Source organism: Kocuria rhizophila DC2201 (assembly GCF_000010285.1).
Lineage (GTDB): Bacteria > Actinomycetota > Actinomycetes > Actinomycetales > Micrococcaceae > Kocuria > Kocuria rhizophila_A.
Genome location: NC_010617.1, coordinates 789519 through 804521, shown reverse-complemented (window position 1 = coordinate 804521; position 15003 = coordinate 789519). Strand labels below are relative to the sequence as shown.

General features: G+C 63.2%; 12 protein-coding genes. 6 read left to right on the top strand and 6 right to left on the bottom strand.

Going from position 1 to position 15003, the window contains the following annotated elements:
• Positions 1 to 35: 35 nt before the first annotated feature.
• Entirely contained in the window at positions 36 to 929 is an 894-nt protein-coding gene (locus tag KRH_RS03585; protein ID WP_012397809.1) for an RCC1 domain-containing protein, read from the top strand.
• A gap of 276 nt (positions 930 to 1205) precedes the next feature.
• Here KRH_RS03585 and KRH_RS03580 read toward each other — a convergent pair whose 3' ends face one another.
• Positions 1206 to 3152: a hypothetical protein gene (locus tag KRH_RS03580; RefSeq protein WP_226905922.1), complete on the bottom strand. Its 1947-nt coding sequence runs from the start codon at positions 3150 to 3152 to the stop codon at positions 1206 to 1208.
• Positions 3153 to 3565: 413 nt separating this feature from the next.
• Positions 3566 to 4516, bottom strand: a complete 951-nt coding sequence (locus KRH_RS03575; protein ID WP_226905948.1) for an Abi family protein — start codon at positions 4514 to 4516, stop codon at positions 3566 to 3568.
• Between the two features lie 497 nt (positions 4517 to 5013).
• On the opposite strand from KRH_RS03575, the gene KRH_RS03570 reads away from it, so the two are divergent.
• The 3 genes from KRH_RS03570 to KRH_RS11715 all read left to right on the top strand — a co-directional run bounded on the left by KRH_RS03570 (position 5014) and on the right by KRH_RS11715 (position 7645).
• Positions 5014 to 6024 carry an IS481-like element ISKrh2 family transposase gene (locus KRH_RS03570; protein ID WP_012397806.1) on the top strand — a complete coding sequence of 337 codons (1011 nt, stop codon included), beginning with the start codon at positions 5014 to 5016 and terminating at the stop codon, positions 6022 to 6024.
• Between the two features lie 333 nt (positions 6025 to 6357).
• Positions 6358 to 6702 carry a hypothetical protein gene (locus KRH_RS12230; RefSeq protein WP_419757510.1) on the top strand — a complete coding sequence of 115 codons (345 nt, stop codon included), beginning with the start codon at positions 6358 to 6360 and terminating at the stop codon, positions 6700 to 6702.
• Positions 6692 to 7645 carry a hypothetical protein gene (locus tag KRH_RS11715; RefSeq protein WP_012397803.1) on the top strand — a complete coding sequence of 318 codons (954 nt, stop codon included), beginning with the start codon at positions 6692 to 6694 and terminating at the stop codon, positions 7643 to 7645. The genes KRH_RS12230 and KRH_RS11715 overlap by 11 nt, the downstream gene beginning before the upstream one ends.
• A gap of 21 nt (positions 7646 to 7666) precedes the next feature.
• On the opposite strand, the gene KRH_RS03555 is transcribed toward KRH_RS11715, so the two are convergent.
• The 4 genes from KRH_RS03555 to cmtR all read right to left on the bottom strand — a co-directional run bounded on the left by KRH_RS03555 (position 7667) and on the right by cmtR (position 11017).
• On the bottom strand, positions 7667 to 8218 hold the full coding sequence (locus KRH_RS03555) for a hypothetical protein (protein ID WP_012397802.1): 552 nt from the start codon (positions 8216 to 8218) through the stop codon (positions 7667 to 7669).
• A 224-nt stretch (positions 8219 to 8442) separates the two neighbouring features.
• A complete protein-coding gene (locus tag KRH_RS03550; protein ID WP_012397801.1) occupies positions 8443 to 8751 on the bottom strand; it encodes a hypothetical protein in 309 nt (102 codons plus the stop codon).
• Positions 8748 to 10661 carry a heavy metal translocating P-type ATPase gene (locus tag KRH_RS03545; protein ID WP_012397800.1) on the bottom strand — a complete coding sequence of 638 codons (1914 nt, stop codon included), beginning with the start codon at positions 10659 to 10661 and terminating at the stop codon, positions 8748 to 8750. The genes KRH_RS03550 and KRH_RS03545 overlap by 4 nt, the downstream gene beginning before the upstream one ends.
• Complete coding sequence (cmtR, locus tag KRH_RS03540; protein ID WP_012397799.1) at positions 10658 to 11017, bottom strand: Cd(II)/Pb(II)-sensing metalloregulatory transcriptional regulator CmtR; 360 nt, start codon at positions 11015 to 11017, stop codon at positions 10658 to 10660. Before cmtR ends, KRH_RS03545 begins: the two co-directional genes overlap by 4 nt.
• Positions 11018 to 11537: 520 nt before the next feature.
• Between cmtR and KRH_RS03535 the strand changes: the two genes are divergently transcribed.
• Complete coding sequence (locus KRH_RS03535; protein WP_012397798.1) at positions 11538 to 13616, top strand: ATP-dependent nuclease; 2079 nt, start codon at positions 11538 to 11540, stop codon at positions 13614 to 13616.
• Positions 13617 to 13966: 350 nt separating this feature from the next.
• Entirely contained in the window at positions 13967 to 14977 is a 1011-nt protein-coding gene (locus KRH_RS03530) for an IS481-like element ISKrh2 family transposase (protein WP_012397797.1), read from the top strand.
• Positions 14978 to 15003 lie beyond the last annotated feature (26 nt).

The following is a 15003-nucleotide window of genomic DNA, read 5'->3' as shown; positions in this document are numbered from 1 at the left end:
GGGGCCACGAGACGGGCGTTGCCGCAACGACTGGTATGACGGCCTACAATCAGGTGGCGACGAGAACCGCGGAGGAGGTCCACGTGCGCACCGTACTCGCGGCCGGGAACCGGCACTCAGTGCTGCGACGCGAGGACGGGACCGTGATTGCCACTGGCAACAATCAAGCCGGCGAGTGTGACGTCCTACCCTGGTCCGACGTCATCGCCGTAGCCGCTGGCAGCGTCCACACGGCCCGCAATACTGGCAAGTCTCACACAGTGGGGCTCCGAGCCGATGGGACTGCACTTGCTACCGGCTGGAGCGACGCCGGGCAGACCGCCGTCACGCAGTGGCGCGAGATCACGGCAATAGCCGCCGGCTGGAGGACCACCGTGGGGCTACGTGCCGACGGATCGGTCGTCGCCACCGGTCGCACCGCGGAAGGACAGTGTGACGTGCAGTTGTGGAGCGGGATCGTCGCGATCGCGTGCGGCGACTGGCACACAATCGCAGTTCGACGCGACGGCACAGCCCTCGCAACTGGCAACAATCAGCGAGGGCAGACCGACGTCGCCCGGTGGACACACGTGTCCGGGGTCTCTGCCGGCTACCTGCACACCGTCGGCTTACACGAAGACGGCACCGTCGTCGCCGTCGGCGACGACAGCAGAGGCCAGTGCGAGGTGTCATCGTGGAGAAGCATCACCTCAGTGGCGGCCGGCTCCGTCCATACGCTCGCGCTGAGCCAGACCGGAAGGGTCTTCGGAACGGGCGACAACCAGTTCGGCCAGTGCGATGTCCAGTCATGGACCGGCATCACAGCGATCGCAGCCGGAGCGAGACACTCGCTTGGGCTGCGCGCCGACGGAACAGTCGTGGCTGCGGGCGACCACACCGAGCAGCAATGCAATGTCAACGCCTGGGCCACTCGACCACAGATGAACTGAAGTCCAGCGTGCCCGGTAATCGGCCGTCGATCACACGTTGAACCTAAACTCCACCGAGTTCCGGCACATAGGTACATCTGAACACGGGGTTCACGTGCGCCCTCTCCCCACGGTCAGTGCTCGCTACTGAGCAGGGGACACAGGCTCACCCTCGACGTGGGTCAGCCTGCAGGACGCCACGAAGGCGGTAGCGCGCCATCACGGCGGCAGGGAACCCGGCTGAGACGCCACATACTAGGGATCTGAAGAGGGCTCGACCATGCCAGCGGTCGGCCCCTATTCCTTCGCGAGCACGGCGTTATCCGTCAGGCAGAAGTCATCGTTGATCTTGATGACCAGCGCAACGAGTAGGCGGAGCGCTGTTAGATACGTGTGGCGGTGAACGCGGTCGTCGTCACCGTCTGCCTGTGATCCATGGAGGTAGCGGTTGCGCAGGCTAGGTCCGTTGCTGAACTCCTTATCGTTAAGGAAGTAGTTGAAGTAGCTGACCTCCGCGGCGCTGAGCAGCGTGGATCGATGCGCCAGCCATCCGGCGCTCACCATCTCGTCAATGGCTTTCTGGCCGGCCGCCGAGTGATGGAGACAGCTCGTCACCTCGCACTCCCAGAGTTCCTTGAGCACATGCAATTGTGGCGCGCTTGCGAACGCAATTCGGTCACGATCTCCGGTCAGGATGCCCTTCTCGACCAGGAAGTCGATGTTGCGCTGTTGGTACTCGTGGAACTGGTCGTAGGCGATGTCATTGGCGATGACCAAGTGGAGGAAGCTCTCTGCCTCCAGATCGCTGCTGATGTGCACCAATCCGGATTGGTCCGAGAAGAGCAGGTACTGAATTCCTTGGATGTCTGCGCTGTTGGCAACGTAGGCGTACTTATCCACAACCTGACTCGGGATGTCGCCGTAGGAAAGCTGCTCCGATGTGATTGTCAGCAGCTCCGGGTCAACCTCGCCGTAGTCGACATGCAGCGTGAACTGCTTGAGGACGCTCTCCATCTCTGAGAACAGATGGCGGCTCTTCTCAAGGTAGGTAGCGGTCGGGCTGGAGGCGCGGTACTTCAGCCCCTTGGCACCGAACTCCTGCTCAAGGTAGTCCGTGAAGAACCAAGCGATGACCGACTCGAGCTCTATACCTTCGGAGCTGAGGAAGCGCTCGTACATCAAGGTCTGGAGCAAGGACGCCTGGTCCTGGAGCCTGAACGCCGCCCCCGTCCGGTAGTCGCCCTTGCCCGGCGTACCCATGAACGGCTCGAAGACGCCAAGTTGCGCTCCGTAGGAAGGGAGTTCCAGGAGCATGTGGTCGTTGGCGAACTGGAACAGGTGAACGAAGTTATTCAGGATAGTCGGGTAGTCGAGGTTCTCCGTGAGCCAGGTTCGACTGTAGGAGTACTTGCCAACCATGCCGTCCAAAGACTGGACGACCTCTTCGACCTGATCGGCCGAGATGCCCACTTCGCAGCCGGTCTTGATCCCCTCCGTGGACTCGAACATCCTCTTCGTGAGCGCATCCGCCTTGCGACGAGCCTTTAGCTTCAATCGTGCATCGACGCCGGTGTTCTTGTTAGCTCGTGCGGATGCAATCAGCCTGACGAAGTTGAGGTTGGGCTCTTCCTCATCGAGGTAGCGGTCAAACAGGCCACGCTGATCCGCGGGAGTAAAGCTCTGCGGGAGATGGATTGGATCCCGCCCCTCGGACTGGAGGCACTTCCGAGCAAGCAGCTCAGCATTGCGTGGCCCAGCGAGTAGCAGGGCCCGAATCTCCTGGTCGTAGGCATGCACGAGTGGCTGGCATGAGAGCAGATCGTGCGGGTGGAAACTCTGCTCTTGAAGTGCAACAAGCACGATCGAGTCAGTGCAACGCTCGAAGACCTTGTACTTTCCGAGGAGATCGAGGACGTCTGTGCGGTACTGAAAGTCAACGTCCTGAACGAGCGTAGAAAAGGTGGCGTCAGTCACTTTGCCGAAAAACCTGCCGATGAGTTCCCGGATCTCGAGGACGTGCGCCAGAGGCGCGTCTCGCTCTGCTTCGGTCAAGCCCTTCGGGAGAACTTTGTGTTCTAGGAACAACGCGAGATGATGCAACTCAACGATGTCGTTTATACCTTGATCGCCACGAGTAGCATCGAATTCGCGGACGAGCTCTAGGAGGCGGTCGGCCTGCCAGAAGCTCCCGCAGCCGCTGAGGCCGAAGAACTTCAGTCTCTTCTCTGGTCCGCTTTCCGACACTCGAATCTCCCTCCCGCAGGGCGTCACCCTATACAGTTCGGGGTGCCTAGTGGCACGAATTTGGAGTTGTTACCCGATCGTGCAGCAGTCCCACTGGACGGAGCCGTCGTCCACGTCGATCGGTGCGCCGGTTCCTCGTTCTGTCGTGGAAGCGAGCCAAACTAGCGGCGCATCACCCCGAGGCGATCACGACCTACATCTCCATGGCCTTAATCCCGCGCCCCATCGAGCTCCTCCCCACCGCGGAGCGGCGCACGACGGACAATGCACAACTACGCCGGTAGGCCCCTTGCAAAAGCGCCGGGCACTAGTCCTGACTCAGCACTCTACAAGAATCATCAACGAACCTCACTAATTATTGAAACAGAACTCCACCGCATGCCCACGCATTGAATGATGACAGCGTCAGCCAGTCATCCGGTCGCCCACCCTGGTGCAGGCCTCCCAGACGGTCTCGACTTGATGCGCTGCGTCCAGAACGGATCATCGGACCAGTCGGGCGGCATCCCCATGGCTACGAGCGGAACGCACGGGTGCTCATCGATCAACGCCTTCAGTCTCTGTGCCCAGCTACTTCCCGGAGACAGCGTCGACAGCAGGGACTGGAGTGCCACCAGGACGGGGTACAGCCGCGCCCGCCGCGCCGCACTGTCCGCAATCACAGTGGCATCAACCAACCACGCCACCGACGGCGACGTCGGCAACGCCGGAGAAACACCCAGAACAGCGTTCCACAACCGACCATGGTGGGCGCAGATGTTCCGGACACGCAGGAAGGTGCGCATCCAGGACACGAGAAGCCGCTCATTGATTCCCAGGGACTTGGCGATCGCCGTCCGATCTGAGCGCCGCTTCAGGTTGCCGATCAGGTGCTCGACCTGCCCCAATGTGAGACGCTCCATGACAATCCACGACGGCGGGAACTTGGGTGCGCCGTACGTCAACAGGTAGTGCTCCAGCGCAGACCGATGCACCAGTGCGCCATCTGTCTGCTCGGGCTTGGTGAGCAGCTGGCGAGAACAGTCATCGCGGACCGCCGCCACGAAGTCTCGGTGTCTCCGTGCGTCCCGGAAGTGGATCGGGTCAACATACCAGAAGGCACCGTGAGCCTGCGACATGTGATCGGTCAATGTCGATCGGATCGCCACTTCGACTCGCTCCAGAGCATCGAGCACCAGCAGCCGGAGCTTACGGTCGAAGACGTAGAGATCCAGAACGTCGTCGAAGGCTACGCCCGACCTAAAGTTATCCGACTCTGCACACCGGAACGGGATCATGTAGGGCGAAAGCCGGTAGTAGCCGATACTCCGGACGTATCGCTCCGCACGCCCAACATCGGGGATGATCAGACCACGATCCTGCATGCGCGTCACGAGAGCAGCGTGGCTAAGGGGAGGTTTGTCGTAGACGCCGACGCCCCGCTGACGTGGGACTCGGCCGCACATCTACTCTCCTCTGGGTAGAAAAATCCCCCAAGTGCGCTTCCGAGGAGAGGCGTGGGGGATCTAGTAAGCCAAGGGTAGCACGTGCCGCGCGGTGGGTTCACCGCCACACAGCAAGTCGATCCGTTCAGACGCAACTAGATGTTGAACCGGCACTCGAGGCCCCACGCCGCCCCAGCAGATTGCCTCTGACCAGCGCTTTTACACGTTAAACCTGAACTCCACCGAGTTCCGGCACGGAGCAACCTGTGGGTGCACGCCCTGCTGACACTACGCGTCGGCCACCAAATCGAGAGTTCTAGGTGTTGTGGGGCATGAGGTTCTTGGCACGAGTGGTGGGGTGATGTGAGGTGAGCGGGCTCTACCCCGCAGGATGGAAGTTCCTCAACAACCCATCCGCGAGAAAGCAGAGCCCGCTCATGACTCACGCTAATGCACCCCTGACCCCGACCGGCCGTCTGCGCATGGTGTTGCGCCACCTCGACGAGGGTGTACCCCAAGCCCACGTAGCCGCGGAGTTCCGGGTCTCCCGACCGACCGTGGCCACCTGGGTTACCCGCTACCGCGCTGAAGGAGAAGCGGGCCTGCACGACCGCACCAGCCGGCCCAGGTTCCGTCCATCCCAGCTCAACCCTGAGATCATTGCCGAGATCGAATCCCTGCGGCGAGACCGAAAGTGGTCGGCCCGCCGTATCCACCACCACTTGCTGGGACTGGGGTACCAGCTGCATCTGCGCACCGTGGGCCGGTGGTTGAGAAGGTTGGGGATCTCCCGGCTGCGTGATCTCACCCCGGACGGGGAGAACCTGCGCCGGGCACACCAACGCATCCGAGCCCGGTGGGCCGGGCACATGTTGCACTTGGACGTGAAAAAGCTCGGGCGAATCCCTGACGGTGGCGGCTGGTGGGCCCACGGGCGCGGCAGTATGGACGCTAAAGCGGCCAAGCGTGGGCCCGGGGCGGGGGTCGGGTACACCTACCTGCACTCTGCCGTGGACGGCTTCTCTCGCCTGGCCTACACCGAGGCCCTCGCCGATGAGAAAGCAGCCACCACGATCGCATTCTTCGCCCGCGCACGGGCGTTCTTCGCCGCCCACGGGATCACCCGCATCCACCGGGTGATCACCGACAACGGGGCCAACTACCGGGCGAAGGACTTCACCCGCACCGTGGAAGCACTGGCCAATAGGCATCAGCGGATCCGCCCCTACACACCGCGACACAACGGCAAAGTCGAGCGCTACAACCGGCTACTGGCCGATGAAGTGCTCTACGCCCGCCCGTATCCCAACGAACAGGCCCGCCGGGACGCGATCGGGATGTGGGTAAACCACTTCAACTACCATCGGCCTCACACCGCCTGCGGCGACCAGCCCCCGGCCTCACGCACCCCTGCCCGCGTCAACAACGTCACGCCCTCCTACATCTAGGGGCGCTGAAGAAGAACCGGTCCGAGCGGTCGACCCGATCTCGTGTCCGCCGTTGTCCGACGACCCTGGTAGGACATAATGACAGGTGACTGCGACCCACAGGGAGGTGACTCGGTGCTGCCTGCACTTGACGAGCAGACAGGGCTGCTCCCGCTGGGCCGATTCGCCGCATCGATGGACGAGATCAAGTCCCACTACGTTGATGATCTCCGCTTCGCGGAGTCGACAACCCGGGCCGAGATCTGGCAGCACTTCGAGTCCGCTACCGAAGGCATCCTCTCTGTCGTCCCCGTAGTGTGCGTGTAGGTAGGAGGCAGCTTCCTCACAGACAAGATCGACCCTGACGACATCGACCTCGTCTACTGGTGCGAAGACGTGCTCGTGGACCAGGCGACCGAGCCCAAGGATCGGTACGTCCTGCAGATGTTCGGAATGAACAAGGTTCGCCGAGCAACGGGGTTGCGCGTCGACACCCGCTACTGCCTATGGCACGTGTTCCCGGAGGCAGACCGCGCCCACTCAGCCCAACACCAGTCATATGCGTTACATCGTGGTTACTGGGATGATTTCTGGATGCGCAAGCGCAACGGCGCGAAGGAAGATCCCCCGCAACGGCCAGATGCCTTACCTCAGCGCGGCTATTTCGAAGTGACTTTGGACGGTTTCCATGGCGTTTGACTGGGATCAGTTCAGGGCCAACGTCCAAGGCGAAGCCGAATGGCAGGACGCAGATGATCTCGCGCGCATGAGCATCGAGAGCCTGCGCGCCGAGCACGGATTGCTGCGGCGCGACGCTTCTTCAGGATCTCTGCGTCTGACTGGGCCAGGAATCACGGTCCACTCGGGCGCAATCGACGGCATTGCTGACACCCTCCGCAATTTCCAGCGCCTCGTGCTCGCGACAGGCCTTGCGGCGAAAGGGCACAAGTCGTTGCGTGGGCAACCGCCCGCCGACGTTGTCTCGAAGACCCGATTGAACCTCAACGGTTCACCACTGCCGGGAAGTCTCATCCTGCAGATCGTGCCGGCGACTTCCCCCGCGGACGAGATCTCGCCCGATGGCCAGGTCGGTCTGTTCGGTGACGACAATGCAGAACCTCAGCTAGTCGACACCGCCCTAAAGCGAGCGCTGGGACTGCTCGAAGACGGACGTCGCCTCGGCCCAGATGCCGACACCAGCGACTTCTTGACCCGCATCCGCGAGTACGGACCGCGCGTCGCCACAACTTTGCGTGACTTCTCGACAGGACTGGTGAAATCAGGGTTCGAGCCGGACCTCACTTGGTCCCAGCCGCGCCAGCCGCGCCTGCGCACGCGCCTCTCCACGGCTGAACTCGCTCACATTGGAGAGCTCATCGCTTCTCGGGAACTCGAGCTCGAGCCGACCACCATCCGCGGCATCCTGCGGACCGTTAGCGAGATCAGCGCTTGGCAGCTGGAGATCGAGGACGGCGAGATCGTCAAGATCGACGCAAAGAAGATCCCAACGGCGAACACCGCAACGCTCCGCACCGGCATGTCAGTTTCAGTCGATGTGTCAGTCACGGAAGAAACCGGCCCTGCCGGCGAAGTTAAGCCTAAGTACACGGCGACGTCGTTCACAGTGCTGAGCAACCCGTAAGGCCGAGTCGTTACACCACATCTAGTCCAACGGCTGGATCCGGAGGTTGGTCCGCGGCGGCAAATCCCAGCCGTGACGCGCATGAATTTCCCTAACCAACTCTTCCGCGTTGACCTGGAGCTTGGCAAGTGCAGCCGCGTCGTGGCCGACTGATCGTAAATGGCGCAGGTTGCTGCTCAGCGCGTGCGCCCAACTCATCAGCGGGTCGAGGTTCGCCACCCGCCGCTCAACGGTGTCGCCGGGCTTGGCGGCCTCCATCACCTGGCGGCCGATGGTCGCGCCCAGCGTGCGCTCGGCCTCCAGCCACGAGTCGATACCATCCCAGCCGTCGAGCTGGTCGACGAGCGCGATCGACGTGATGCGCAGGTTGGCGAGCCGCTCCCCCACCGGCTCGGCCGTCGGATCGAACCCGATTAGGCGCTGCACGGCTTCCTGCACCGCGAACCAGCGTGCGTCCTCGGCCGCCTTGCGCGACTCGGCGAGTGCCTCGTTCGCGCGCTTGTTCGCTTGGTAAGTGCCGACGCCGGCGATCAGCAGCGACAGGGCCGAGATCACCAGCGCGAGGACATCCATGGCTCGATCCTGCCACTACAAGAAGCAGTTCCTGAAGCACTTCCGGCTATTGCTTGCCCGAGGCGCGTCAGCCGACTAACCCGCGCTCACTACGATGCTCCGCGCGGCGACCAATCCCTACAGCGCGAATCTCCACTCCACCGATTTCCGGTACATACCACCCTCTTGAGGTGTGCAGTGAAGCGCTCGGCCCCGCGTCCGGGACCGACAGCTTGCGTTCGACGTCAACGATAGGTCTCGTGCAACGCCTCCTCGATCTGAGACGGAGTCGGTGCACCGGCGTACCCGCGCTCAGTCGCGTAGACCCGGCACGCGAGCGAGCGAACCGGTTGCGTCGGAAACAGGTCGACGCCGTCGACGAGGATCGTGGGCGAGCCTCCGAATCGGGTGTTCGCCGCTTCGGTCTCGGTGTGGATCGTTACCAGCTCGATGGGCACTTCCGCGAGCTCGGCGGCATCCAGCGCGGCGCGCGCGTTTGCTTCGGCGATGGCCGTGTTCGGGCAGTCGACGATGTGCAGCAGTTCGACCTTCATACGATCTGCTCCTTCCGGGTCCGGGCCGCGCGCAAGCCATTGAGGATCACGATGACCTCCGCGATCTCGTGCACGAGCACCACGGCAGCGAGTCCCAGGACGCCGAAGAGGGCGAGCGGGAGCAGGGCGATGATGATCAGCAGCGACAGGATGATGTTCTGGTTGATGATGTGCCGTCCGCGCCGGGCATGGTCGAACGCGCGCGGCAGCAGCCGCAGGTCGTGCCCGGTGAACGCGACATCGGCCGACTCGATCGCGGCATCCGACCCGGTCGCGCCCATCGCGATCCCGATGTCCGCGGCGGCGAGGGCGGGGGCGTCGTTGATGCCGTCGCCGATCATCGCCACCGAACCATGCTGGCCGAGCTCAGCGATCGCAGCGGCCTTGTCCTCGGGGCGCAGCTCGGCGCGCACGTCCTCGATCCCGGCCTGCGCCGCGAGAGCGCGGGCGGTGCGGGCGTTGTCGCCGGTGAGCATCGTGACCCCGATGCACTGCGCGGCGAGCGTGCGGACGACCTCCGGGACCTCCAGGCGCAGCTCGTCGCGGACGCCGATCGCAGCGACCGGCTCGCCGTCGCGGTGCACGATGACGACCGTCATGCCCTGCTCCTCCAGCCCTGCGACCCGGTCGCCGAGCGTCCCGGCGTCCAGCCAGCGGGGGCTGCCGACCGTGATCCGCGCGCCGTCGAGCTTGCCCTCGATGCCGTGCCCGGCCTGCTCGGTCACGTCCTCGGCTACTGAGGCCCCCGGCGCGGCGGCGGTGATCGCGGCCGCGAGCGGGTGGGTGCTGTGTTGCTCCAGCGCGGCCGCCCACGCCAGCGCCTGCGCCTCGGTGGTCCCGTCGGCGGTGAGAACGGCGGTGACGAGGGGCTCGTTTCGGGTGAGGGTGCCGGTCTTGTCGACGGCGACGTGGCGGATCACGCCGAAGCGCTCGAACGCGGCACCGGACTTGATGATCACGCCGAACTTGCTCGCCGAGCCGATCGCGGCGACCACGGTTAGCGGCACGGAGATCGCCAGCGCGCACGGCGACGCCGCCACGAGGACGACCAGGGCGCGAGTGACCCACAGCTCGGGGTCGCCGAACAGTGAACCGATCAGCGCCACCAGGACGGCGAGGACGAGCACACCAGGGACGAGGGGTCGGGCGATGCGGTCGGCGAGGCGGGCGCGGTCTCCCTTCTCGGCCTGCGCCTGCTCAACGAGCTCCACGATCGTGGTCAGCGAGTTGTCGGTGCCCGCCGCGGTCGTCTCGACTTCCAGCGCGCCGGCGGAGTTGATTGCACCGGCCGAGACTGCATCTCCCAGCTCGACCTCGACCGGGATCGACTCTCCAGTGATCGCAGACGTATCCAAACTCGAACGACCCGTGACCACGACGCCGTCGGTCGCGATCCGTTCGCCCGGCCGCACCAGCATCAGCTGGCCCACCTGGAGGTCTTTCGCGGCGACCTCGACCGACGCGCCGTCGCGGCGGATGGTCGCTGTCTCAGGGACGAGCTTGAGCAGCGCCCGGAGCCCGCCGCGGGCGCGGTCCATCGCCTTGTCCTCCAGCGCCTCAGCGATCGAGTACAGGAACGCCAGGGCCGCGGCCTCCTCGACGTAGCCGAGGATCACCGCGCCAATGGCGCTGATCGTCATCAGCAGGCTGATGCCGAGCTTGCGCTTGGACAGTTTGCGGATCGCGCCCGGGGTGAACGTCGACGCTCCCAGCAGCAGACCGAGCCAGAACAGCACCAGCGCCAGGATCTCGAGCCCGGACCACTCCAGGACGAGACCGGTCAGGAAAGCGACGCCGGAGAGGACCGGGACCATGATCCCGCGGTCCCGCCACCAGGGTCGCTCCTGCACCTCCTCAACTGCTTCGCCGACCGTGGTCTCGGGCTCGTCGCAGCCGCACGCCGCGCTCATGCGCCTGCCCCCGTCCCGCAGCAGCCCGGCACCGGGCACTGGTCATCAACGCATGGCGCGTGCTCGTCGACGGCCAGCGTCACATCCACGAGCGCCGTGAGCGCCGCAGCGAGGTGCGGGTCGGCGATCTCGTAGCGCGTCTGCCGTCCCTCGGGCTCGGCGGCCACAATGCCACAGTCGCGCAGACAGGTCAGGTGGTTCGACACGTTCGACCGGGTCAGCTCCAGCTCGCGCGACAGCACCGCCGGATAACTCGGGCCGTCGAGCAGGGTCATCAGGATCCGGGATCGCGTCGGGTCCGCCATGGCTCGGCCGAGCCGGTGCATGACGTCGAGGCGTGAAGCAATGGTCAGCATGCACTGAACTATACAGTGACTGCTGACCTATTTTGGTCATCGCATCGGCAGGTCAGACCACTCAATCGACGCCAGAGGTTATACGGCGAAACGAAATTCCACCGCGTTCCGCAGCCGAATAACCTCTGGACCCAGCGATCTGCCAGGAGTTCAGAGTGCGCCGTCCATGAAACTGCCTCGCACACCCACTCTGGACGAAAGTTGACCGCAGGTACGCCAGTAGACACTGGGGCCTACCCCCGGTTCGTGGACACGGGGGTAGGCCCCAGTTGCTTAGACACCACCCATCGTGCAGTCCAGAGGCCCATTCCTTCGTCCCCGATCGGTGACTACCCCTAGGCCCCATCGGCCAGTTGTTCGCCCCCGCCGGTCGAATGGCGTGCGAGGCGTCGGTGCCTGATCGTCGCTCCCCTCGCTTGGTAGGCTGGATTACTCCCTGTCATTGATGATGCGGCTGAAGACGCGAGCCGGACGCACATCTTTTCGATACCGCCAGCAGACCCGAAACTAGGAGCTTCCCGTGCGCCTCACCAATGTCAGAATCAAGAATTTTCGCGCCCATAGTAACACCGAGCTCCCCTTACCCCAGCTCGGGTGCCTCATTGGCGAGAATAACGCAGGGAAGTCGTCCGTGCTCCATGCGATCCAGTACGTCCTCGAAGACAGGAAGCTCAGCGCCGAGGATTTCCGGAACCCAGAACTTCCGGCGAGCGTCGAACTAAGCATCGAGGGGATCGACGAGGAAGATCTTCGAAGGGTGAACGAGACGCATCGAGACCGGGTACGCGAAATGCTCAAGGACGGTGTGCTCACGATCGTTCGCACGCAGGAAATCGACGGGAAAGCCGAATCTAGGTACTTGAAGCCTGGCCCGAGAGACCCGTCATGGAGCCAAGAATCACTGGCTTCGACCATCAAAGGAAAGAAGGGTGCTCAGCTCCGTCAAGCGGCCGTCGAATTACTGCCCCCGATGGAAGACGCACTACCCCCAGCGCCGTCTCAGCAGCAGGTCAAAGACGCGTGGACTAAACTGGTCGAGCAGCTTCCACCCGAGGAACTAGAAGAGAGACCCACCGCATACCCCACGGGCATCGCACAGTCCGTCAAGCCGCTCCTCCCGTCCGTGATCTACATCGAAGCCGTGAAGGATGCCTCCGTGGAGGCGAAATCTACCGGGTCGTCAGCCTTTAGCAAGCTTCTCGAACTGCTCTTCGATGAAGTAGCGGACCAGTTCAGCGACATCAACGATCAGTTCCGCTCCGTGTATCAGAAACTCAACCGTTCTCTGAATGACGACGGCTTGGAAGTCGACGCCCGACTTGAGGCCGTCCAACGCATTGAATCGACGATCGAAGAGTTCGTCCGCGCGAGCTTTCCCGGCGTCTCACTCCGCATGGACGTGCCCGCACCGACGCTATCCATGCTGCTATCCGGTGCCGAGCTACGCATCGACGACGGGCACGAGGGCTCCATTTCCAGCAAGGGCGATGGCCTCAAACGGACTGTCCTATTTGCCCTGCTCCGAGCGTACGCAAGCATTCGGAGCACCGGCCTGAGCGACGATACGCGATCAGAATCCCCGCGCCCCTCTTATGTCCTGCTCTTCGAAGAGCCGGAGCTCTACCTGCACCCCCGTGCTCAGCGCCAGCTTATGGCGGCCCTGGGCACCTTCTCGAACGAGCACCAGGTGCTGGTCACGACCCATTCTCCAGGGTTCTTCCGCCCTGGGACGGAGGGCTTCGCCCGGCTCCAGAAGACCGATGATGGGGTAACCGCGCACCCCGTTGACCTCACGATCGGTCATCGGGACGCCTACCAGATCGTGCAACACGAGAACAACGAAGCCGCATTCTTTGCGCAGCGCGTCGTCCTGGTCGAAGGTGACAGCGACACTTTCACCTATCCACATCTGGCGCGACTGATCAATCAGGACTGGGACGACATCGACAAGAACATCATGTTCGTCAAGATCGACGGCAAGGGGAACATCAACCGCTACAGGGAGTTCTTCTCCAGCTTCAAGATCCCGATCCATGTCATCACCGACTTGGATGCCCTCGTGCGCGGCTTTGAGCAACTGACCCGAGATGCGGAGACCCGATCCGCGCACTCGAGGCTGATGGGACTGATCAGCGAAATAATCTCTGATACTAGCGAGCCTAATAGCAAGACAGTGCGAAGCATCACCAGTCGCCGAAATAACAGAGAGCTGTGGTCTGCCGCGCAGTCCCACCTGTCTAATTGGCGCGACGCTCCTAGCGATAACACCGCCCGACTCCTGGATGAGACGCTGAGCGAGCTCTTCGACGCTGGCAATGGTGATGCCAAGTTGAACGAACTCGCAAATCCGTCCTCGAGGGAGATCTCTTCTGCACGCGACACCGTAATCTCGTCTCTCGCCGAAGAGAATGTATTCGTTCTGCGCCGGGGCGACCTCGAGACCTACTGCCGGACGAACGCGGGCAGAGACAAGGTCGCCACGGCAATTGAGTTCTGTGAGAGAACCACAAATCTTGAAGCTCTACGCGAACTCCATGCCGAAGATGCTGACGATGTAGTGCAGGAACTCCAAGGCATATTCTCTAGGATATACAACTGATGCGACACCCAGAAACTTCATTGTTTGGCTCCCATTTCGAGATGTTAGGCGGCGATTCGAAAGCTCAGCACATCCATAACCGAATAGCCTTCGGGATAGACCAGCGACCAGACGCGCACGGCCACGATACCGCCGTCGTCGCATCCAGCCTTCACGAACCGCATGAATTACCGGGTGATCCCGATCAAGTGCCCGCAGTAATCTGAATCTCTGCGCCATCGGCTACTAGCTAGCTGTTGTGGGGCATGAGGTTCTTGGCACGAGTGGTGGGGTGATGTGAGGTGAGCGGGCTCTACCCCGCAGGATGGAAGTTCCTCAACAACCCATCCGCGAGAAAGCAGAGCCCGCTCATGACTCACGCTAATGCACCCCTGACCCCGACCGGCCGTCTGCGCATGGTGTTGCGCCACCTCGACGAGGGTGTACCCCAAGCCCACGTAGCCGCGGAGTTCCGGGTCTCCCGACCGACCGTGGCCACCTGGGTTACCCGCTACCGCGCTGAAGGAGAAGCGGGCCTGCACGACCGCACCAGCCGGCCCAGGTTCCGTCCATCCCAGCTCAACCCTGAGATCATTGCCGAGATCGAATCCCTGCGGCGAGACCGAAAGTGGTCGGCCCGCCGTATCCACCACCACTTGCTGGGACTGGGGTACCAGCTGCATCTGCGCACCGTGGGCCGGTGGTTGAGAAGGTTGGGGATCTCCCGGCTGCGTGATCTCACCCCGGACGGGGAGAACCTGCGCCGGGCACACCAACGCATCCGAGCCCGGTGGGCCGGGCACATGTTGCACTTGGACGTGAAAAAGCTCGGGCGAATCCCTGACGGTGGCGGCTGGTGGGCCCACGGGCGCGGCAGTATGGACGCTAAAGCGGCCAAGCGTGGGCCCGGGGCGGGGGTCGGGTACACCTACCTGCACTCTGCCGTGGACGGCTTCTCTCGCCTGGCCTACACCGAGGCCCTCGCCGATGAGAAAGCAGCCACCACGATCGCATTCTTCGCCCGCGCACGGGCGTTCTTCGCCGCCCACGGGATCACCCGCATCCACCGGGTGATCACCGACAACGGGGCCAACTACCGGGCGAAGGACTTCACCCGCACCGTGGAAGCACTGGCCAATAGGCATCAGCGGATCCGCCCCTACACACCGCGACACAACGGCAAAGTCGAGCGCTACAACCGGCTACTGGCCGATGAAGTGCTCTACGCCCGCCCGTATCCCAACGAACAGGCCCGCCGGGACGCGATCGGGATGTGGGTAAACCACTTCAACTACCATCGGCCTCACACCGCCTGCGGCGACCAGCCCCCGGCCTCACGCACCCCTGCCCGCGTCAACAACGTCACGCCCTCCTACAGCTAGCTGTACTGACCGGAGACGTTGATCGA

Bases quoted from the DNA above. Each gene is read 5' to 3' on its own strand.
- KRH_RS03530 (WP_012397797.1), top strand. From the start codon at position 13,967: ATGACTCACGCTAATGCACCCCTGACCCCGACCGGCCGTCTGCGCATG.
- KRH_RS03575 (WP_226905948.1), bottom strand. From the start codon at position 4,516: ATGCAGGATCGTGGTCTGATCATCCCCGATGTTGGGCGTGCGGAGCGA.
- cmtR (WP_012397799.1), bottom strand. From the start codon at position 11,017: ATGCTGACCATTGCTTCACGCCTCGACGTCATGCACCGGCTCGGCCGA.
- KRH_RS03585 (WP_012397809.1), top strand. From the start codon at position 36: ATGACGGCCTACAATCAGGTGGCGACGAGAACCGCGGAGGAGGTCCAC.
- KRH_RS11715 (WP_012397803.1), top strand. From the start codon at position 6,692: ATGGCGTTTGACTGGGATCAGTTCAGGGCCAACGTCCAAGGCGAAGCC.
- KRH_RS03570 (WP_012397806.1), top strand. From the start codon at position 5,014: ATGACTCACGCTAATGCACCCCTGACCCCGACCGGCCGTCTGCGCATG.
- KRH_RS03550 (WP_012397801.1), bottom strand. From the start codon at position 8,751: ATGAAGGTCGAACTGCTGCACATCGTCGACTGCCCGAACACGGCCATC.
- KRH_RS03545 (WP_012397800.1), bottom strand. From the start codon at position 10,661: ATGAGCGCGGCGTGCGGCTGCGACGAGCCCGAGACCACGGTCGGCGAA.
- KRH_RS03555 (WP_012397802.1), bottom strand. From the start codon at position 8,218: ATGGATGTCCTCGCGCTGGTGATCTCGGCCCTGTCGCTGCTGATCGCC.